Annotated in this window: 15 protein-coding genes; 6 read left to right on the top strand and 9 right to left on the bottom strand. The window is 68.9% G+C overall.

All coding sequences use genetic code 11. The features are described 5' to 3' along the window. Positions 1–153: 153 nt before the first annotated feature. From BLS66_RS01885 to BLS66_RS01875, 3 genes are all read right to left on the bottom strand, one after another. A complete protein-coding gene (locus BLS66_RS01885; protein ID WP_053460991.1) occupies positions 154–2,949 on the bottom strand; it encodes a TonB-dependent receptor in 2,796 nt (931 codons plus the stop codon). Between the two features lie 200 nt (positions 2,950–3,149). Further along, positions 3,150–3,800, bottom strand: coding sequence for an energy transducer TonB (locus BLS66_RS01880; RefSeq protein WP_057494615.1), 651 nt, complete (start codon positions 3,798–3,800; stop codon positions 3,150–3,152). 215 nt (positions 3,801–4,015) lie between these two features. Beyond that, positions 4,016–4,753, bottom strand: coding sequence for an SIMPL domain-containing protein (locus BLS66_RS01875; RefSeq protein WP_049412455.1), 738 nt, complete (start codon positions 4,751–4,753; stop codon positions 4,016–4,018). Between the two features lie 130 nt (positions 4,754–4,883). Between BLS66_RS01875 and BLS66_RS01870 the strand changes: the two genes are divergently transcribed. From BLS66_RS01870 to tldD, 4 genes are read left to right on the top strand one after another with little or no spacing between them, the layout of a single operon-like run. Beyond that, on the top strand, positions 4,884–5,492 hold the full coding sequence (locus BLS66_RS01870) for a Maf family nucleotide pyrophosphatase (protein WP_074724955.1): 609 nt from the start codon (positions 4,884–4,886) through the stop codon (positions 5,490–5,492). After that, positions 5,485–6,972, top strand: a complete 1,488-nt coding sequence (rng, locus tag BLS66_RS01865; RefSeq protein ID WP_019662105.1) for a ribonuclease G — start codon at positions 5,485–5,487, stop codon at positions 6,970–6,972. The genes BLS66_RS01870 and rng overlap by 8 nt, the downstream gene beginning before the upstream one ends. 30 nt (positions 6,973–7,002) lie before the next feature. After that, on the top strand, positions 7,003–10,860 hold the full coding sequence (locus BLS66_RS01860) for a YhdP family protein (RefSeq protein ID WP_074724954.1): 3,858 nt from the start codon (positions 7,003–7,005) through the stop codon (positions 10,858–10,860). A 58-nt stretch (positions 10,861–10,918) separates the two neighbouring features. Next, positions 10,919–12,364, top strand: coding sequence for a metalloprotease TldD (tldD, locus tag BLS66_RS01855; RefSeq protein WP_049467842.1), 1,446 nt, complete (start codon positions 10,919–10,921; stop codon positions 12,362–12,364). A 41-nt stretch (positions 12,365–12,405) separates the two neighbouring features. On the opposite strand, the gene yjgA is transcribed toward tldD, so the two are convergent. Next, entirely contained in the window at positions 12,406–12,993 is a 588-nt protein-coding gene (gene yjgA, locus BLS66_RS01850; protein ID WP_074724953.1) for a ribosome biogenesis factor YjgA, read from the bottom strand. 68 nt (positions 12,994–13,061) lie between these two features. On the opposite strand from yjgA, the gene pmbA reads away from it, so the two are divergent. Both pmbA and BLS66_RS01840 read left to right on the top strand, forming a co-directional pair. After that, a complete protein-coding gene (pmbA, locus tag BLS66_RS01845) occupies positions 13,062–14,429 on the top strand; it encodes a metalloprotease PmbA (protein ID WP_053460986.1) in 1,368 nt (455 codons plus the stop codon). Between the two features lie 87 nt (positions 14,430–14,516). Further along, positions 14,517–14,888 (top strand): DUF4870 domain-containing protein, encoded by a 372-nt coding sequence (locus BLS66_RS01840; RefSeq protein WP_049467833.1) that lies wholly within the window; start codon positions 14,517–14,519, stop codon positions 14,886–14,888. 91 nt (positions 14,889–14,979) lie between these two features. Here the strand turns inward: BLS66_RS01840 and BLS66_RS01835 are convergent, their stop codons facing one another. The 5 genes from BLS66_RS01835 to BLS66_RS01815 form a co-directional block, all read right to left on the bottom strand. Next, the gene (locus tag BLS66_RS01835; protein WP_074724952.1) at positions 14,980–15,858 is read right to left on the bottom strand and encodes a polyprenyl synthetase family protein; all 879 of its coding nucleotides are present in this window, start codon (positions 15,856–15,858) and stop codon (positions 14,980–14,982) included. Next, positions 15,848–16,108 carry an exodeoxyribonuclease VII small subunit gene (locus BLS66_RS01830; RefSeq protein ID WP_005410522.1) on the bottom strand — a complete coding sequence of 87 codons (261 nt, stop codon included), beginning with the start codon at positions 16,106–16,108 and terminating at the stop codon, positions 15,848–15,850. The genes BLS66_RS01835 and BLS66_RS01830 overlap by 11 nt, the downstream gene beginning before the upstream one ends. Positions 16,109–16,144: 36 nt before the next feature. Continuing rightward, a complete protein-coding gene (tilS, locus tag BLS66_RS01825) occupies positions 16,145–17,431 on the bottom strand; it encodes a tRNA lysidine(34) synthetase TilS (protein WP_208596504.1) in 1,287 nt (428 codons plus the stop codon). A gap of 547 nt (positions 17,432–17,978) precedes the next feature. Continuing rightward, on the bottom strand, positions 17,979–18,524 hold the full coding sequence (locus BLS66_RS01820; RefSeq protein ID WP_074724950.1) for a WG repeat-containing protein: 546 nt from the start codon (positions 18,522–18,524) through the stop codon (positions 17,979–17,981). Beyond that, on the bottom strand, positions 18,521–20,227 hold the full coding sequence (locus BLS66_RS01815) for an alkaline phosphatase (protein ID WP_053460981.1): 1,707 nt from the start codon (positions 20,225–20,227) through the stop codon (positions 18,521–18,523). The genes BLS66_RS01820 and BLS66_RS01815 overlap by 4 nt, the downstream gene beginning before the upstream one ends. Positions 20,228–20,253 lie beyond the last annotated feature (26 nt).

Below are 20,253 nucleotides of genomic sequence, written 5' to 3'. Positions count from 1 at the left end.
ATCCCCTGCGGCGGCGATGCCGCAGGGACACGGTAGCCGTGTACCTGTGAACAGGCCTGCAAGAAAGGCCTGGCCCGCTGGCGCCCGTCCGTGCCGGAACGACGAAGGCCCGGGCAATGGCCCGGGCCTTCGAGGGTGACACTGCAACCGGACTTACTTGAACGTGTACTTGAAGCCGACGGTGTAGTAACGGCCCAGCGCACCGGAGAAGTGCATCGGGTTGTAGTTCACTGCGCCGTAGGTGGTCGGGTCGAGCGGGGCGATGCGGTCGAACACGTTGGCCACCGAGGCGTTGAGTTCGAACGAGTCGTTGATGCTCCAGCGACCGGACAGGTCCATCGTGGTGAACGAGGAGATCTTCGTCACCGGCGTGCCGTCAGCGTAGAAGGCCAGGTAGCTGCCACCGCGGCTGTCGGTGTTGTCCATCTTGCTGATGTAGTTGACGATGCCGCTGACGCTCCACGGGCCCTGCTTCCAGGTGGTGCCGAAGTTGACCTTGTCCTTCGGGGTACCGATGCAGTTGGTGACGTCGCAGTTGCCGTGGGTACCCACGTAATCAACCGTGTCGCCGCCTTCGGTGCGCTCGAACTTCAGGATGTGGCTCCACTGCAGGTCCAGCTCGAGCTGGCCCGGGCCGATCTCGAAGGTCTGGCGGATGTCGGTATCGATACCGCGGACACGCGACGAGCTGGCATTCACGTAGCCGGTGTTGACTGCCAGGATCGTGCCGCTGTTGGCCACGCCATTGAGATTGTTGCTGTCGCGCAGCACGTTGCCGGCGAGGATCGCCGCCGAGGTGCTGCCTTGCACGATCTCGTTGGTGCGCTTGATCTGCCAGGCATCGACGGTCATCGACGTGGTCGAGGTCGGCTGCAGCACGATGCCGACCGAGTAGCTCTTGGACTCTTCCGGCTTCAGCAGCTTGTTCGGCTTGGTGATGATCGCCACCGAGTTGGCGCCACACTCGCTGGCAGCACCACCGCTGATCTGGCAACGCACCGGGTCGACCGCAGTGGAGAAGGCGGCCAGGCCACCGTCACCGTTCTCGGCCGGGTTCGGCGCGCGGAAACCTTCGGCGTAGCTGGCGCGCAGGGCGATCCAGTCGGCCGGGGTCCACTTCACGCCCAGCTTCGGCGTGGCCTTGCCTTCACCGCTTTCGTACTTGTCATAGCGCACAGCACCGGACAGTTCCAGCTGTTCCAGCACCGGTGCCGACAGTTCGACGTAGCCGGCATACACGTTCTGGGTGCCGTCATAGGCCGAGTAGCCCAGGCCGATGATGTCGCCCTGGTCGGTGTAGGTCTGCGGGGTCAGGCTGTTGCTGGTCTTGCGCCATTCGGTACCGATCGCCAGGCCCAGCGGGCCACCCTTCAGGTCCGCCAGGCTGCGCGAGACGGTGAAGTCGAACATGTCCAGGCTGGACTTGGCGCGGGCACTGATCGTGGGCGAGATGTAGTCGTACAGGGCCTGCGAGTTCTTGCCCGCATCGTCACCGATGCGCCACACGCCACCGGCGCAGTTGGCATTGCCCAGCGCACAGCGAACGGCGCTGTAGCGCAGGAAGCCGGTGCGCTTGTTGGTCAGGTCGGTGCCCGAGTGCAGGTAGGCGGTGTCGTAGGTCCAGTCACCCCAGTTGCCCTTGACGCCGACCAGGAAGCGGTTGAACTCATTGGTGTTGTCGGTGACGCGCGGGCCGACATCCCAGGCGGAGTAGCGCACGCGGCGCGCGGTGCCGGGGGTCGGGTTGTCCGGGTGGTTCGGGCCGAGCACGGTCGCGCCGTCGCCGCTGTTGGCGTTGACCGGGCCGCCCGGGTAGCCCCAGCCGCCCGACACGCCGGACGGGGTGTTGCTGAAGATGGTTTCCTTCTTCGAGTAGCCGATCTCGGTGTAGATCTCGCCGCCTTCACCGAAGGCGAAGCTGGCGCGGCCGAACACGTTGACGTACTTCTCTTCCGGAATCAGGTCGCGGTACTGCTGCGCCGGATCCCACAGGCAGCCATCGGCGGCGATGCTGGCCGGGGTCTGTCCACCGATGGTGGTCAGGCCGGTACAGCCCGGCAGCGGCACCAGGTGGCCGGTGGCGTCGAGGTAGGAACCGTTCGGGCCGGAACCGCCGGAGGTGCCGCCACGGGTATATGCACCGCCCAGGAACTGGGCGGTCTTGTCATAGCCCCACGGGCGCGTGTCGCCGGTGCCGATCCACTTGCGGTTCTTGCGGTCGCTGATCTTGATCGCGTCGGTCTTGCCGACGTCCAGGCTGAAGAATGCGTTCCAGCCGTCGGTGGCCAGATCGCCGGTACCGGCGGTCAGGGTCGCCTTCTTCGCGTCGCCATCGCTGTCACCGGACAGGCCGTAGGAGCCACGCAGGATGGCACCCTGGAAGTCGCTGCGCAGGATGATGTTGACCACGCCGGCGATGGCGTCGGAGCCATAGATGGCCGAGGCGCCGTCCTTCAGCACTTCCACGCGCTCGACGGCATCGAGCGGAATGGTGCTGAGGTCGGTGAAGACCTTCTGGCCGTCATCGGCCAGGCCATAGGTGGCCATGCGGCGGCCGTTCAACAGCACCAGCGTCGAGCCGGCACCCAGGCCACGCAGCGAGATGCCGGCGCCACCGCCGGCGAAACCGTTGCCGAAGGTCTTGGGAATCGAGCCGGCGCCATCGGCGGTGATGGTCTGCAGGTACTCGGCCAGCGAGGTCTTGCCGGTGCGGTCGATTTCCTGGCGGGTCACCACCTGCACCGGCGACGGTGTCTCGGTGTTGGTGCGCGGAATGTTGGAGCCGGTGACCGTGATGCGGTCGAGGTTGGTGGCCTTTTCCTGCGCGAAGGCGGAGGAGGAAGCGACGGCGCCGGCCAGCAGCAGGGCGCCGCCGGTGAGGATGTGGGTGATGGACGATGCCAGGGTGCTGCGGCGGCGGCTGGCGGGCCGTTGGATCGGGTGTTTCACAGCTTCTCTCCTAACTGGAAAACCGTAGCGTTGAGGGCTGTCGCCGGATCGATGCCGGGACGCGCCAATCTAGGTTTCCTGCAGGTGACGAAGTCGTGAAATTTTGCTTAATCAGTAACGCTTGGTCCCGCCCCGTCCGCATTCCGGGCGCAGGCCCCGGAGGAGGGCGGCCCGGCGCGAGGCCGGGCCGGTGGTGGGGCTCAGTCGGGCAGCGAGAACTGCACCGGTACCAGGCCGATGGCCGGAACGGCCATGCCGTCACGCTGGGCGGGCTCGAAGCGCCAGTGCCGGAGTACCTGCTGGCGGGCGGCCTGGTCCAGGTTGCGCGAGCCACTGCTGCGCTCGACGCTGACCGCGACCGGTTGGCCATGGCTGTCCACTTCCACCCGCAACAGCACCGTGCCCTGTTCGTGGTTGCGCAGGGACTGGATCGGGTAGGCCGGCGGAGGGGCGCTGCGGTACTGCAGCTGGGCGCCGGCCAACGGGGTGGACGCGTCGATGCTGGGCGCCAGCTGCGGCGGAGCCGGTTCGGCGGCCGGCAGCGCGATGCCCTGGGTCTCCTCCACGGTCGCGGTGGGCGCGGGCAGTGGCGGTACCACCGGCTGCGTTCGCGGTTTCGGCACCACCTGGACGATCTCCTTGGGCGGGACCGGCACCGGCGGCGTCGGCGGGGGCGGGATCTTCTCGATCAGCCGGACCGGCGTCTTTTCACGCGGCACCTGCACGGCCTGGTAGGTCGCAGGGATGAGCAGCAACAGGAAGGCCAGCAGGTGCAGGGCGATCGCCGCGCTCCAGGCGGCCACCCGGGCGGGGTCGAAATGCAGGGATGCAACGGGGTACGTACGAACCATGATCCACCTCCATGCCAGTGACGAAGTCCTCAACGCACCAGGGTCCGTGGCGGGGTTGCCGCACGCGGCTGGCACTGCATCAGTAGCGCGGCCGGGCCGCCACTGCATAGAGGCAGGGGCAGGGGTGTTGGGCTGGCCTTCAGCCAGCGCCGTCGGAACGCATGAAAAAGGCGGGCCCCAGCGGGACCCGCCTCTGTCGGCCAGGGCAGACGCGGTCAGCGGCCCAGTTCGAACACCACGTCCAGGTTGACCGAGACGGTGGATTCACCCGGCGCGACCGGAGTGGCCTTGTCCATCGCCGCACCGGCCGCCATGGTGCGCATCATCGGCATCGGGCGGAAACCGCCGTTGCTGTTCTCGGAGATGCTGACGATGCGGCGCACCTGCAGGCCCAGCGACCTGGCGTAGGTCTGGGCGCGGGCCTGGGCCTTCTTCAGGGCGGCCAGGCGGGCTTCGTCATAGACCGGCTCGGGCTGGTCGATCTCGAAGCTGGGCCCGTTGATCTGGTTGGCGCCCTGCGCGGCCAGCGCGTCCAGCACCTTGCCGAGCTTGGCGATGTCGCGCACCTTGAGGCTGACCGTGTTGCTGGCCTGGTAGCCGGTGATCTTCGGCGCTTCGTTGTCGGCGTAGCGGTACTGCGGATTGAGGCTGACGCCGCTGGTCTGCACGTCGCGCTCGGCAATGCCGGCGGCCTTGATCGCGGCCAGCACCTTGTCCATCTGCTGGGCGTTCTGGCGCATGGCGCTGTTGCCGTCGGCGGCCTGGGTGACCACGCCGGCGGACAGCGTGGCCACGTCCGGTACACGGGTGGCTTCGGCGTTGGCCGAGATGTTCAGCAGGGTGCCTTCGGCCGGGGCGGCGATCGGCGGCGACGGCGGAGCGGCATGGGCGGTCATCGAGGTTCCAAGGGCGAGGGACAGGGCGAGCAGCAGCGGGGTGGCGGTCAGGCGCATGGGATCTCCTTGTTGTGGCGGTGAGGGTGGTGTCGTAGCGATGAACGCGCTGTGAGCCTGATCGGGGTTGCAGCGGTTCCGTAACGGGTTGCCGACGATTCAGGCGGTGGCCTCAGGTTATGCTGTGCCGATGCTCTATCTTGCTTCCCGCTCCCCCCGACGCAACCAGCTGCTGTCCCGACTCGGACGCCCCTTCCAGGCCCTTGACCTGGAGGTCGTCGAGCAGCGCGCGGCCACTGAAAGCGCCGAACAGTATGTGTGCCGGGTTGCCGCCGACAAGGCGCGCGCCGGGCTGGCCCAGGTGCTGGCCGATGACCCGCAGGCGCGGGTGCTCGGTTCGGATACCGAGGTCGTGCTGGACGGCGAGGTCTTCGGCAAGCCGGTCGATGCCGCCGACGCGCGGGCGATGCTGGCGCGACTGGCCGGGCGCACCCACCAGGTGATGACCGCGGTGGTGGTGGTCGGCGCGGGCGGCCTGGACAGTGAGCTGGTCATTTCCGAGGTGACCTTCGCCCCGATCGACGCCGCCAGCATTGCCGCCTATGTCGCCAGCGGCGAGCCACTGGACAAGGCCGGCGCCTACGCCATCCAGGGTGGGGCCGAGCGCTGGATCGAACATCTTTCCGGCAGCTACTCCGGCGTGATGGGGCTGCCGCTGCTGCACACCGATCGTCTGCTGGCGCGTTGTGGCGTGCCAGCCCCCATTGCCGATGCCGCCAGGGAGGCTGCCGATGTCTGAGGAAATCCTGGTCAATGTGACCCCGCGCGAGACCCGGGTCGCGGTGATCGAGAACGGCATGCTGCAGGAACTGCACATCGAGCGCGGCTGGCGCCGTGGCGTGGTCGGCAACATCTACAAGGGCAAGGTGCAGAGGGTCATGCCCGGCATGCAGGCCGCCTTCGTCGAGGTCGGGCTGGAGCGCGCCGCGTTCCTGCACGCCAACGACGTGGTGCGGCCGGCGCCGGTGGCCAGTGCCGACACCGAGAACACCACGCTGCCGCCGCCGGCCAGCGTGCCGATCGTCGAGCTGCTGCGCGACGGCCAGGACATCGTGGTGCAGGTGGTGAAGGACCCGATCGGCACCAAGGGCGCCCGCCTGACCACGCAGATCAGCATTCCTTCGCGCTACATGGTGCTGCTGCCGCAGTCCAAGGTGGTGGGCGTGTCGGCGCGCATCGAAGACGAAGCCGAGCGCGCCCGCCTGAAGGCGCTGGTGACCGAGCTGTCGGCGCAGCACGGCGGCTACGGCTACATCGTGCGCACCAACGCCGAAGGCCAGCCGGCCGAGGCCATCGCCGAAGACATCGCCTACCTGTCGCGCGTGTGGAACGTGGTCGAGCGCCGTGGCCGCGAAGCGCCCTCGTGCAGCATCATCTATGAAGACCTGAGCCTGCCGCTGCGTTCGGTGCGCGACCTGATCCGCAAGGATGTGGACAAGGTGAAGGTGGACTCGAAGGAGACCTTCGGCCAGCTGCAGGCCTTCGTCGCCAAGTACATGCCGGTGCTGGCCGAGAAGCTGGAGCTGTATTCCGGCGATCGCCCGATCTTCGACATGTTCGGGGTGGAGGACGAGATCGGCCGCGCGCTGGACAAGCAGGTGCCGTTGAAATCCGGTGGCTACCTGGTGATCGACCAGACCGAGGCGATGACCACCATCGACGTCAATACCGGTTCGTTCCTCGGCCAGCGCAACCTGGAAGAAACGGTGTTCCGCACCAACCTGGAGGCTGCGCAGGCGGTGGCGCGGCAGCTGCGGCTGCGCAACCTGGGCGGCATCATCATCATCGACTTCATCGACATGGATGATGCCGAGCATCGCCGGCAGGTGCTGCGCACGCTGGAAAAGGCGCTGGCGCGCGACCACGCCAAGACCACGGTCTATGATTTCTCGCCGCTGGGCCTGGTGGAGATGACCCGCAAGCGCACGGTGGAAAGCCTGGAGCGCCAGCTGTCGGAAACGTGCCCGCAGTGCAGTGGCCGCGGCAGCATCAAGACCACCGAGACGGTGACCTACGAGATCTTCCGCGAGATCACCCGCGCGGTGCGACAGTTCGATGCCGCGCGCCTGCTGGTGATCGCGTCGACCAAGGTGGTCGCGCGCATTACCGACGAGGAGTCCGCGGCGGTGGCCGAACTGGAGGAATTCCTCGGCAAGAGCATCCGCTTCCAGGCGGACGAGCAGTACCTGCAGGAGCAATTCGATGTCGTTCTGCTCTGATCGTCGCCGGCCGCAGGCCGGCGGTGGCCGATGAGCGCGCCGCCGCGCCTGCGACTGCGAAGGATCCGCCGTCATTTCATTGCCGCCTGTGCGGTGGGCCTGGTCGGGCTTGCACTGCTGGTGGGCACGCTCAGCCAGCTGCTGCCGCTGGCCGAGCGCCATCCGGAGAAGATTGCCGCCTGGCTGAGCGAGCGTGCCGGCCAGCCGGTGCGTTTCGACCAGCTGCAGACCGCCTGGACCCGGCGTGGCCCGCTGCTGCAGCTGAAGGGCCTGCGCATCGGCGCCGGGCAGGGCCTGCCGATCGGCGAGGCCGAAGTCCTGGTGTCGATGTACAGCGGGCTGCTGCCCGGCCACTCGTTGACCGAGCTGCGCCTGCGCGGCCTGGCGCTGGACCTGCAGCAGGATGAACACGGCCGCTGGTCGGTGCGCGGGCTGCCGCAGTCCGACAACGGTGGTGATCCCCTCGATGCGCTGCGCCGGCTGGGCGAGCTGCAGGTGATCGGCGGCCGCCTGAGCGTGCACGCGCCGGCGCTGGGCATCGACAGCACGCTGCCGCGCATCGATCTGCGCCTGCGGGTCAATGGGGATCGGCTGCGCGTGGGCGTGCGCGCCTGGGCGCAGCCCGAAGCGCTGCCGCTGACCGCGGTGCTGGACGTTGACCGCGCGCGCGGCAACGGCGAGGCCTGGCTGGGCGCCGACCCGGTCGATTTCCACGCCTGGGCGCCCTTGCTGGCGGCTGGCGGCGTGCGCCTGCGCGAGGGCAAGGGCGAGTTGAACCTGTGGTTGACCCTGCGCGATTTCGCGCCGGTGGCGCTGACCACGGATTCGGACCTGCGCGACGTGCGCATCGATGGCGCACCGATACCCGGCATGGCGGCGCCGCAGCTGCAGCTGCAGCGACTGCAGGCCCGCCTGCGCTGGCAGCGCCAGGCCGAGGGCTGGGCGCTGCAGGTTCCGCGGCTGCGGCTGAAGAATGAAGACGGCGAGCAGCGCCTCGATGGCCTGCAGCTGCAGGTCGGCAAACAGCTGCGGGTCCGTTCCGGCGACGTGCAGGCCGGCATCGCACTGCGTGCGCTGGCCCTGAGTGATCGCCTTGAGGTGGGCCTGCGCCGCTGGCTGTTCCTGTCCAGGCCGCAGCTGGACGTGCGCGCGTTGCAGCTGTCGGGCGAACGCGATGGCCCCCTGTGGGCGCAGGGGGAACTGCAGTCGCTGGGTTTCGCCAGCGTGGGCAACTCGCCCGGCCTGCGCGGCCTGGGCGGGCGCTTTGAAGGCGACGCCGACGGCTTCAGCCTGCAGCTGCAACCGCAACGGCAGCTGCAGTTCGATTGGCCGACCGGCTTCGGTGTGCGCCATGACCTGCACCTGGCTGGCCAGATCGTGGGCTGGCGCGACGAGGGCGGCGGTTGGCGGATCGGAACGCCGGCGATGCGTGTGGAAGGTACCGACTACGCGGCCGACGTGCGCGGCGGGGTCTGGTTCCAGGGCGACGGCACGCGGCCGTGGCTGCAGCTGGCCGCGAAGCTGGACGACGTGCCGATGACGGCGGCCAAGCGCTTCTGGATCCATTCCAAGATGAGCAAGGGCGCCACCGACTGGCTGGACATGGCGCTGGCCGGTGGCCAGGTGCGCAATGGCGTCGGCCTGGTCACCGGCGACCTGGACGACTGGCCGTTCGACAACAATGATGGCCGCTTCGAGGCCACCGGCCACATCACCAATGGCGACATCCGCTTCCAGCACGACTGGCCGCTGATGAGCCAGGTCGACGCCGACATTGCCTTCATCGGCCCTGGCTTCGACATGCGTGGACGGGGTGATCTTGCCGGCGTGGCGGTGCAGAGATTCGAAGCGGGCATTCCGGACTTCGGGCACCAGCCGTTGTACGTGCGTGCCGATGCGCCGAGCGAGGCCGGCAAGCTGCTGGCGATGCTGCGCCAGAGCCCGTTGCACAAGGACTACGGCGATACGCTGGACAATCTGGTCGCCAGCGGTCCGGCCCATGTGACCTTCGACCTGCTGCAGCCGCTGCATCAGGATGAAGGCGAGGGCCACCTGCAGGGCACGGTCGATCTGGCCGGGGTGAAGCTGGTCGACAAGCGCTTCCAGCTGACCTTTGACAACATGCACGGGCAGGCGCGCTACAGCAACGGCGGTTTCGGCGCCGAAGAACTGGCGGTGCGCCACCTCGGCCAGGAGGGACGGCTGAGCCTGCGTGCCGGCGGTTACGTGCATGACAGCACGCGCGCCTTCGAGTCACAGCTGAGCGCCCGCCTCGATGCCGGCGTGCTGATTGACCGTGCCCCCGAGATGGCCTGGCTCAAGCCTTACATCACCGGCAATTCGGCCTGGACCATCGGCGTCAACCTGCCCAAGGTGGCGCCAGGCGCCCCTGCGCCGCCGAGCGAGCTGCGACTGAGCTCGGACCTGGTCGGCACCCGGCTCGACCTGCCGGCGCCGCTGGACAAGCCGGCCTCCGAGCCGCTGGCGACCACGGTGGCCGCGCAGCTGCCGATGGGCGCCGGCCGCATCGACGTGGCCTTCGGCCAGCGCCTGGCCCTGGCCGCGCGCAGCCACAACAACCAGACCGGCGTGCAGGTCACGCTGGGCAGCGACCATGTCGACCGCGAGCCGCCGGCGAGCGGACTGACGGTCAATGGCCGCAGCCCGACCCTGGATGCGCTGGAGTGGATCAGCCTGGCGCGCGGTGGCAGTGACGACGACGCGATGCCGCTGCGCGCGGTCGACGTGCAGGTCGGCCAGCTCAAGCTGATCGGCGGAGTGTTCGAGCAGACCCGGCTGCAGCTGCACCCGGGGCCGCAGGCACTGGACGTGCGCCTGGACGGGCCGTCGCTGGCCGGCCGCCTGACCGTGCCCAACGCCGACGGTGGCACCATCAGCGGCCAGCTTGACCGCGTGCACTGGCAGTCACTGCCGGCGGCACCGGGTGCCGCCGCCGCGCCGGCGCGGGTACAGGCCGGCGCCAATGACATGGACCCGGCCAAGCTGCCGCCGTTCGCGCTGGACATCGCCGACCTGAAGTTCGGCAAGGTGGTGCTGGGCCAGGCGGTGCTGCGCACGCGGCCGCTGGCCAACGGCCTGAACGTGGACGCGTTGCGTTTCCGCGCGCCGGACCAGGAAATCGACATCACCGGCCGCTGGCTCGGCCGCACGGGCGGCGCCCGAACCGAACTGACCGCGCAGGTGCGCAGCGAGGACCTGGGCGGGCTGATGCAGAACCTCGATTACGGCGGCCAGCTGCGCGGCGGTTCCGGCCAGGCGCAGCTGCAGGCGGCCTGGAGCGGGGGGCCGTCGGACTTCCAGCTGGGCAACCTGCAGGGCAGCCTCGACCTGCATGCGCGCAATGGCCAGCTGCTGGAGCTGGAGCCGGGCGCCGGGCGCGTGCTGGGCCTGCTCAGCGTCGCGCAGCTGCCGCGGCGCCTGATGTTCGATTTCCGCGACTTCTTCTCCAAGGGCTTCGCATTCAACCAGATCGACGGCAGCATGCAGTTCGGGCAGGGCATGGCGCGCACCGACAAGGTGCTGATCGAAGGCCCGGCGGCCAACATCACCATCCGTGGCCAGGCCGACCTGCGCAACCAGCAGTTCGACCAGACCATCGACGTCAACCCGCGCGCGGGCAACCTGCTCACCGTGGTCGGTGCGGTGGCCGGTGGCCCGGTGGGGGCCGCGCTGGGTGCAGCCACCAATGCGGTGTTGTCCAAGCCGCTGGGCGAGATCGGTGCCCGTACCTACAAGGTGACCGGCCCGTGGAAGGAACCGAAGGTGGAAGTGATCGAGCGCAGCCGCGACAAGACCCCGCCGCCGCCCACGCCCAGCCCGGCGCCAGCCATCCCGCCGACCGTCACCGACCTGCCGCGCTCGCGCTGAGCGCGGCTTCCTGTCCACGGGGCTTGCCTGAGCGCCCCCGCACCCCCAGATCGAGACCATGACTGACATCGCCCTGACGCTTGCCCAAGACCGCCTGCTGCGCCCCGGCGGCCTGGATACCGCCGGCCTGGAGCGCACCTTCGGGCAGTTGCTCGGCCCCGGTGTCGACTTCGGTGACCTTTACTTCCAGCACGCCCGCCGCGAGAGCTGGAGCGTGGAAGATGGCATCGTCAAGGACGGCGCCCATTCCATCGAACAGGGCGTGGGCGTGCGGGCGATTTCCGGGGAGAAGACCGGCTTCGCCTATTCCGATGACATCCATGCCGATGCGCTGCTGGCGGCGGCGCAGTCGGCGCGCGCGATCTCGCGCGAGGGCGGTGCGCAGACCGGACGTTCGCTGCTGCGCGGCAATGCGCGCGCGTTGTATCCGGCGCTGGACCCGATCGACGGCATCGGCAACGAGGCCAAGGTCGAGGTGCTCAAGCGCCTGGATGGCTACCTGCGTGCCGCCGACCCGCGCGTGAAGCAGGTGATGGTGAGCCTGTCCGGCGGCGTCGATACGGTGCTGATCGCCCGCAGCGACGGCGTGCTGGCCGCCGATGTGCGTCCGCTGGTACGCCTGAACGTGCAGGTCATTGTCGAGCACAACGGCCGTCGCGAGTCCGGCTACGCCGGTGGCGGTGGCCGTTATGGCTATGAAGATCTGTTTGCCAGCGGTCGCCCCGAAGCCCTGGCTCAGGAAGCACTGCGCCAGGCGCTGGTGAACCTGGACGCGGTGCCGGCGCCGGCCGGCATGATGCCGGTGGTGCTGGGCCCGGGTTGGCCGGGCGTGCTGCTGCACGAGGCGGTCGGCCACGGACTGGAAGGCGACTTCAACCGCAAGGGCACCAGTGTCTACGCCGGCCGCATCGGCGAGCGCGTCGCCGCGCCCGGGGTGACCATCGTCGACGATGGCACCCTGGACGGCCGCCGCGGTTCGTTGAACATCGACGACGAAGGCCACCCGAGCCAGTGCACCCCGCTGATCGAGGACGGCATCCTGGTCGGCTACATGCAGGACAGCCTCAACGCGCGGCTGATGGGCATGGCCCCGACCGGCAACGGGCGCCGCGAATCGTTCGCGCACCTGACCATGCCACGCATGACCAACACCTACATGCGCGCCGGCGAGCACGACCCGCAGGAGATGATCCGTTCGGTGAAGAAGGGCCTGTACGCGGTCAACTTCGGCGGTGGCCAGGTCGACATCACCAGCGGCAAGTACGTGTTCTCGGCCACCGAGGCCTACCTGATCGAGGATGGCCGCATCACCACCCCGGTGAAGGGCGCGACCCTGATCGGCAACGGCCCGGAAACCATGCAGAAGGTGCGCATGGTCGGCAACGATCTGGCCCTGGACGAGGGCGTGGGCATCTGCGGCAAGGACGGGCAGAGTGTGCCCGTGGGTGTCGGCCAGCCCTCGCTGTTGATCGAGGGCATCACCGTCGGCGGTACGCAGGCCTGAGCGTGGCGATGGCCGCGGCCACCGCCCGGGCCGGCGCGGGCTCAGTCCTCGTCGGCCTCGTCGACCGGATCGCCGGCGTGTTCGTCGCCCGCCGTCTTCAGGCCCAGCGCCGCCGGCAGCATCAGCGCGCGCAGCACCTGGAAGATCTCGCGGTAGGCGCGCGGCGGCTTGTTCTTCGCCTTTTCGGTCTGCGCGTTGCGTACCAGGGTGCGCAGCTGCTGGCGGTCGGCCTGCGGGTAGTCGTCAAGCAGGGCGGCCAGCGCCTTGTCGCCGTCGGCCAACAGGCGGTCGCGCCAGTCCTCCACGCGGTGCATCATCGCCACTTCGCGGCGGCCGGTCTCGCTGTTGGCGTCCAGCGCATCGCGGATCGCGTCCAGCGTTGCCTCGTCCTCGCGGCGCATGTGCTTGGCCAGGAACGCCAGCTGGCGCTTGTGGGCGATGTGGGCGGTGATGCGCTTGCACTCGGCGATATGCGGCAGCAGGTCTTCCGGGATCGGCAGGCGCGCCAGCTGGGCCGGAGTCAACGACACCAGCTTCTCGCCCAGGGCCAGGACGTCGAGCGCTTCGCGCCGGTTCTGGCTGCGGCTCTTGTCGTGGAATTCACCGGTTTCTTCGTCGCGTCCGCGCATCGTCCCTACCTGATCTCAAAAAAAGTCGCCCGGCGTGATGCCGGGCCCAACCTGTACAGGATAAAGCATTGAACGTGATCGCCCCTGAAGTGGCCGTCGGCGACGACAGCCCGGCCCGGCTGGAACGGCTGGCCGACCTCTCCCAGCAACTGCTCGACCGTGCCCGCGCGCTGGGCGCCAGCCAGGCCGAGGTCAGCTGCAGCGAGGATCGTGGCCTGGAGGTCAATGTCCGCCTTGGCGAAGTGGAGACCGTGCAGTCCACCCGCGACCGTGGCATCGCGGTGACCGTCTATTTCGGCCAGCGCAAGGGCAGCGCCAGCACCGGTGACCTGAACGAGGCCAGCCTGGCCGCCACGGTCGAGCAGGCCTGCGCGATCGCCCGGCACACCGAGGACGACCCGGCCGCCGGCCTGGCCGAGGCCGCGCTGATGGCCACCGACTTCCCCGACCTGGACGGCTGGCACCCGTGGGCGCTGCAGGCCGATGAGGCGGTGGACCTGGCGCTGGCCTGCGAGAACGCGGGGCGCGAGGCCGACGCGCAGATCCGCAATTCCGATGGCGCTTCGGTGTCGAGCATGCAGAGCCTGTCGGTCTACGCCAATTCGCATGGCTTCATCGGCCGCGAGCGCGGCACCCACCATTCGATCGGTTGTGCACTGATCGCCGGGCAGGGCGACGGCATGCAGCGTGATGGCTGGTACACCAGCGCACTGGCCCGCGAGGACCTGGAGGAAGTGGGCCGGGTCGGGCGTCGTGCCGCCGAGCGCACCATCGCCCGCCTGCAGCCGCGTTCGTTGGCCACCGGCAGCATGCCGGTGCTGTTCGCCCCGGAAGTGGCGCGCAGCCTGGTCGGCCACCTGCTGTCGGCGGTGTCCGGCGGCGCGCTGTACCGCCAGGCCAGTTTCCTGCTGGACAGCGTGGGGCAGCGCCTGTTCCCGGAATGGATGCAGATCGACGAGCTGCCGCACCTGCGGCGTGGCCTGCGTTCGGCCGCCTTCGACGGCGATGGCGTGGCGACCCGTGCCTCGGCACTGGTGCGCGACGGCGTCCTGCAGCGCTACGTGCTGGGCAGCTATTCGGCACGCAAGCTGGGCCTGCAGACCACCGCCAATGCCGGCGGCGTGCACAACCTGCAGCTGGCGGCCAATGCCGGCTCGCTGGAAGAGATCGCCCGGCAGATGGGCGATGGCCTGCTGGTGACCGAACTGATGGGGCAGGGCGTCAATGGGGTGACCGGCGACTACTCGCGGGGCGCCGGCGGTTTCCGCGTCGAGAACGGCGAGATCCAGTACCCGGTGGACGGCGTCACCATTGCCGGCAACCTGCGCGAGATGTTCAGCAGCATCGAGGCGGTCGGCAGCGACGTCGACCCGCGCTCGCACATCCGGACCGGCTCGATCCTGCTGGGGCGGATGACCATCGCGGGTAATGATTGATGGCGTTGATGGCGTAAGCTATGCCCGCCTGACGCAACCAGCTTGGTGCTGGTGGGTCAAGACCACCCAATGAAAAGGAGTTTTGTCGTGAGCGAATTCGATAACGTCCCGCCGCCGCCGGCAACCACGGATGCCCCGGCCGACCAGCGCACCATGGCGCTGGCTGCGCACCTGCTGGGCATCTTCACCTGGTTCATCGGCGCCCTGATCATCTGGCTGATCAACAAGGATGACGCCAGCAAGGCTTTCGTGACCGACCAGGCCAAGGAAGCGCTGAACTTCCAGATCACCGTGACCATCGCGATGGTCATCAGCATCATCCTGATGGTGGTGATCATCGGCGGCATCCTGGCGCCGATCGTGGGCCTCGTCAACCTGGTGTTCTGCATCATTGCCGCAGTCAAGGCCAACAACGGCGAAGCCTATCGCTACCCGTTCACCCTGCGCCTGATCAAGTAAGACCGGGGCTGCATGCGGAACTGAAAACGCCCGGCATTGCCGGGCGTTTTCATGTGCGGGGAGCGACGGGGGGCCGACGAGCGAGCAGCGATCAATGATCGCGTTCGACCGCCAGCGTCGCCAGCGCACGCAGTGCATCGGCCTCTTCGCCGTATCCGGCCAGGATCGCCTGCATGCGCGCCGCGAGCTCGTGCAGCTGGGCCTTCGCACCGTCCATGCCGAGCAGCGCGGGGAAGGTGCTCTTGTCCTGCGCCTGGTCCTTGCCGGCGGTCTTGCCCAGCTGTTCGGAACTGGCTTCGACATCGAGGATGTCATCGCGGACCTGGAAGGCCAGGCCGAGTGCATCGGCGAAACTGTCGAGCTGGGCCAGCTGCGGTTCGTGGGCCTGGCCGCACAGCGCACCCATGCGCACCGCCGCGCGGATCAGTGCGCCGGTCTTCAGTGCATGCATGCGGGTCAGTGCCGCCAGGGTCTGTTGCTGGCCGGTGGCATCGATGTCCAGCGCCTGGCCGCCGCACATGCCGGAGGCACCGGACGCGTGGGCCAGGGTCTGCAGGCAGGCCACGCGCAGCGTGGCCGGCAGCGGCGCATCGGCCAGCAGGCCAAAGGCACGGGCCTGCAGGGCGTCACCGGCGAGGATCGCGGTGGCTTCGTCGAAGGCGATGTGGGTGGTCGGCTTGCCGCGGCGCAGCGCGTCATCGTCCATCGCCGGCAGGTCGTCATGCACCAGCGAATAGGCGTGGATGAGCTCGACGGCCATCGCCGCCGCGTCCAGGTGTTCCGGTTGCGCGCCGAACAGGTGGCCACTGGCGTACACCAGCAGCGGGCGCATGCGCTTGCCGCCGCCCAGCACCGAATAGCGCATGGCCTGGTGCAGGCGCTGCGGTGCTTCGGCAGGCGAGGGCAGGGCGGCGTCGAGCTGGCTTTCGATACGGTCGCGCCAGCGCGCGAACAGAACCTCAGCCGTCATGGCTGGGCGGATCGAAAGGTTCGGATGCTTCCGGCTGCGCCGGATCGCTGAGCAGGCGCACGCGCAGTTCGGCCTGTTCCAGCGCCTGCTGGCACTGGCGGTACAGACCGACACCGCGTTCGTAAGCACTGAGCGAAGCTTCCAGGCTCAGCTCGCCGGTTTCCATCTGCTCCACCAGCTGTTCCAGCGATTCGAGCGACTGCTCGAACTGGGCGACCGGGGAGGCGTTTTCGGGGGACTTCTTGGCCATGCGGCAAGTGTGGACGGGCCGCGCGCGGGGGTCAATTCACCAGCCGCCGGGACGCCACAGCAGCTGCGCGCCATGGGCCTGCAACCAGGCCTGCAGCGGCGCGCCGATGACCACATCGGCGGCGGCCAGCAGCTGTGGTCCATCGAAGAGCAGCGGCAGCTGGGCGCGCCGCCAGGGGGCAAGGTGTTCGCGTTGCAGGCAGTCCTTCAGCGCATGCGAATGCGGGCGACCGGGCAGCAGGATGCGCTCACCGCCCACGCGTGCCCGGACCTGCAGTGGCCGTTCGAAGCCGGCGGCGCCCTGCAGGCGCAGTTGGCCGCCATCAGGCAACGCCAGGGGGGCATGCCCATCCCAGTCGGCCTGCCATTGGCGGGGCAGCGCCGGCAGCTGCGCGGGCAGCAGATAGGCATGGTCGCGCCATTGCCGGATGGCATGATCGCGCCAGCGCAGCCGGGCCTGGCGATCGTTGCCGGCCGGCAGCAGTTCGTCCAGTCCCTGCTGCAGCACCTTCGCCGGCAGTGGGGCGGCGCCGTGGCCGACCACCCAGGCACGCAGCACCCGCGCGGCGCGCCCGGGCGAGACCTGGCGCAGCAATGGCATCGACAGCACGCGCGGTGCCACTTCCAGGTGCGCGATCAGCTCGGCGTCCTCCTCATCGAGCAGCTGGCGGGTCTGCCCGCAGTGCGCCGCGCTGCCCGCCAGCGCCGCAGCGGCATGCGGCCAGCGCTGGCGCAGCAGCGGCAGCACCTGCAGGCGCAGGAAGTTGCGATCGGCGTGGTCGTCGCCATTGCTGGGGTCTTCGATCCACGGCAGCGCGTGCTGGCGCGCGTAGTCGAGCAGTGCACTGCGCGGGACCGCCAGCAGCGGCCGCCACAGCGGATGCTGGCCAAGGTGGCTGTGCGCCGACATCGCGGCCAGGCCATCGACGCCGGACCCCCGCAGCGCACGCAGCAGGAAAGTCTCGGCCTGGTCGTCCTGGTGCTGTGCCAGTGCCAGCGTTTCGCCGTCGCGCAGCTCGGCCGCGAACGCCGCACGCCGGGCTTGCCGCGCTGCGCCCTCAAGGCCGAGGCCTGCGCGGTTGTCGACCTGCACGCGATGCACGGCTAGTTCGATGCCCAGTGCTGCGCATTGCTGCTGGCAATGCAGCACCCAGTCATCGGCGGCCGGTTGCAGGCCATGGTGCACGTGCACCGCACGCAGTGCCGTGCCGGAAAGCTGTGCGCAGCGCCACAGCCAGTGCAGCAGCACGGTCGAGTCGACACCGCCGCTGTAGCCCACCAGCAGCGGCACATCCAGCGCAACAGGGGCGGGGAAGGCAGTCACGGCGGCAAGTATAGGGTGGGGTTTACTTGGCAGGGCTGCGCCCTGCACCCGCTACGGGCCAGAGCAACAGCAACAGCAACGGCAGAAGCTGGTTTCCTGAAGGTTGGCGGGGTGGGTCCGGTTGCGGGAGACGCCGTAAACCCGTCCTTGGGGGCTTGGCCGCGGCATCCATGCCGCGGACACTCCCGCAACCGGACCCACCCCGCCTTCGACAGTTTCCTGCGAACTGTCGGGTTCCTCATGGGGTCAGATCCGTTTTCCTGCGGAAAACGGATCTGACCCCAATTTATTTCGATATCTGACAGATGTGTCGACCAAGGTCGACACCTACCAACAGCCGGGGAGATCTGTCAGAGGTGGGGCGGTGTGGGTGGGCAGGACCGTTGGCGCCATGGATGGCGCCATCGAGCCCCCATGGACGGGTTTACGGCGTGTCCTGCCCACCCACACCGCCCCGCCATCCCACGGAACGCACGCTGTTGCTGTTGCTGTTGCTTCGGCCGTTGCCGTTGCATCGGCAGGTGCAGGGCGCAGCCCTGCCGAAACCCTACTTCACCCGGCGGCCCGCGCGGTCGATGCGGAACCACTCTCCGCCTTCCATCGGCGTGTGGCCATCGGCATCCGGCGTACCACGACGGCAGCCGTTGCAGACCTCGGCCACGCCATCCTGGAACGGCCAACCGAAATCGAACGTGCCGGGTACCACCTGGCGGAACGTCAGGTCGAAGTAGCCGATGCGCTTGCCGATGCGGCCGCGCAGCAGTCCTTCCTGCGGTGTTTCCGGGCCGTTGTCCCAGGTCAGCACCGGCAGGCTGCGGCCCTTGCGGTCGACGTAGTGGAAGCCCTGCTCGGCGTACACCACGGCCAGGCCGTGGTCGTCGTAGTTCAGGTCTTTCAACGTGCCGGCGCTGATCTTCGGCCGATGATCGACCACCTCGCAGCCGGGCAGCGGCCACAACCCGTGTTCGTCAGTCAGCAGCTGGCATGCCGGTGCCTGTGCCAGCGCGCTGGCACTGGCCAGCACGCCAAGCAGGGCCAACGACCGCGCGAAGCGGCTGCTGGCAGGGGCAGGGCGGGCCTGCCGTGCGATCACTTGGCCTCGGCCTTGCGTTCGAATGCCGTCGGCACCGGCAGCTGTACCGGCACGCCCTTGTCATCGCAGGTGCCGGCCTGGCACAGGCGCTCGCGCAGGGCCGGGGTGGCCTGCACGATCATGTGGTAGATCGCGTTCTGTTCCAGCGTGCCGCGGATCGCCTTGCTGCCCGGGCCGCGCGCCCAGATGCCGACGTCCTCGCCGCCGTGCGACTCGGACTTCATCGGCACCAGCGCCTCCTGCATGTAGTCCGGATGCTCGGTGTCGACCTCGCGCAGGTTCGGGCGGCCGTTGGCCGGTTCGAAGCTGCTCGGGTTGTGCGGGTAGCGCTTCGGGCCGGCCGGCTGCTGGTTGCTGCTGCCGGTATGGCCCGGGCCGTTGGCATAGCTCAGCGTGGTGTACGGCTGGCCGGTGCCATCCAGCGCGTAGTCCAGCTTGCCGGCGCCATCTTCGCCGCCCTTGTCCTTCACCTTGCCCAGGATCGGGTTGCCGCGCGCCGGGTAGCCGACGAAGTTCAGCGTGTGCGAGTGGTCGGCGGTAACGATGATCAGGGTGTCGTCGGCCGAGGTCAGCTCGTTGGCCACGCGCACCGCGTCGGACAGCGCCACGGTCTCGGTCAGTGCACGGTAGGCGTTGCCGCTGTGGTTGGCGTGGTCGATGCGCGCGCCTTCGATCATCAGCACGTAGCCTTCCGGGTGCTTCGACAGATTCCTGATCGCTGCCGCCGTCAGTTCGGCCAGGCTCGGCTCGCCGCCCGGATCCTGCGGGCGCTCGTATTCGTAGCGCATGTGGTCCGGCTCGAACAGGCCGAGGATGGCCGGTGCATTGGCGGCAGCGGCCAGCTGCTTGCTGTTCCACACGTAGGCGCCCTGCGGGTGCGCCTGCTGCCATTCCTGCACCAGGCTGCGACCATCCAGGCGCTGGCCGACCTTGTCGTCGTACTCCGGATCGCGCTCTTCGACGGTGGTGAACTCACCGCGGCCGCCCCCCAGGGCGACCAGCGGGCCCCGGCCGTAGCGCGAGGTCGACAGCAGCTGCTGGGCGATGTCCTTGCAGCCCGCGGCCTTGGCTGCCTCGGTCAGGTCGGTGTCGTTTTCCCAGTTGCGCTCCGGCGAGTGCGCGTAGGTGGCGGCCGGGGTCGCATGGGTCAGCCGCGCGGTGGATACCACGCCGGTAGCCAGGCCAGCGCTGTCGGCCAGCTGCAGCCAGGTCAGCAGGCCCTTGGACAGGCTGTCGGCGCAGTCGGTACGGCTGCCGGCGCTGACACCGATCGCGCCCATGTGGGTCTTCACGCCGGTCGTGATGGCGGTCATGGTGCCGGCCGAATCCGGTGTCTGCGAATCGGTGTTGTAGGTCTTGCTGAACGCCGTGGCCGGGAAGCGCTCCCACGACAGCAGGTTCTCTTCGCCCGAGCCGCCCTTCTGCTGGCCCTCGTAGATGCGCGAGGCGGCCACGGTGGTCAGGCTCATGCCGTCGCCGAGGAACAGGATGACGTTCCTGGCTTTGCCGGACATCGCGCCGTTGGCGGCGGCCTGGGCGGCGCCGCTGCGGTACCACCACTGCGGGGTTTCGCCGGCCGGGTGGGCGACCGGGTCGACGGCGACCTTCAGGCCGGCCGGAGCGGAGGCAGGGGAGGTGCTGGCGCAGGCGCCGAGCAGCAGGGTGGTGGCGCAGGCGGCCAACAGGGAGACAGAACGGCGCATGGACGCTGGGATCTCACAAACTGTAA

This window comes from Stenotrophomonas pavanii (genome assembly GCF_900101175.1).
Lineage (GTDB): Bacteria > Pseudomonadota > Gammaproteobacteria > Xanthomonadales > Xanthomonadaceae > Stenotrophomonas > Stenotrophomonas pavanii.
This window is presented reverse-complemented; position numbering and strand designations above follow the sequence as displayed.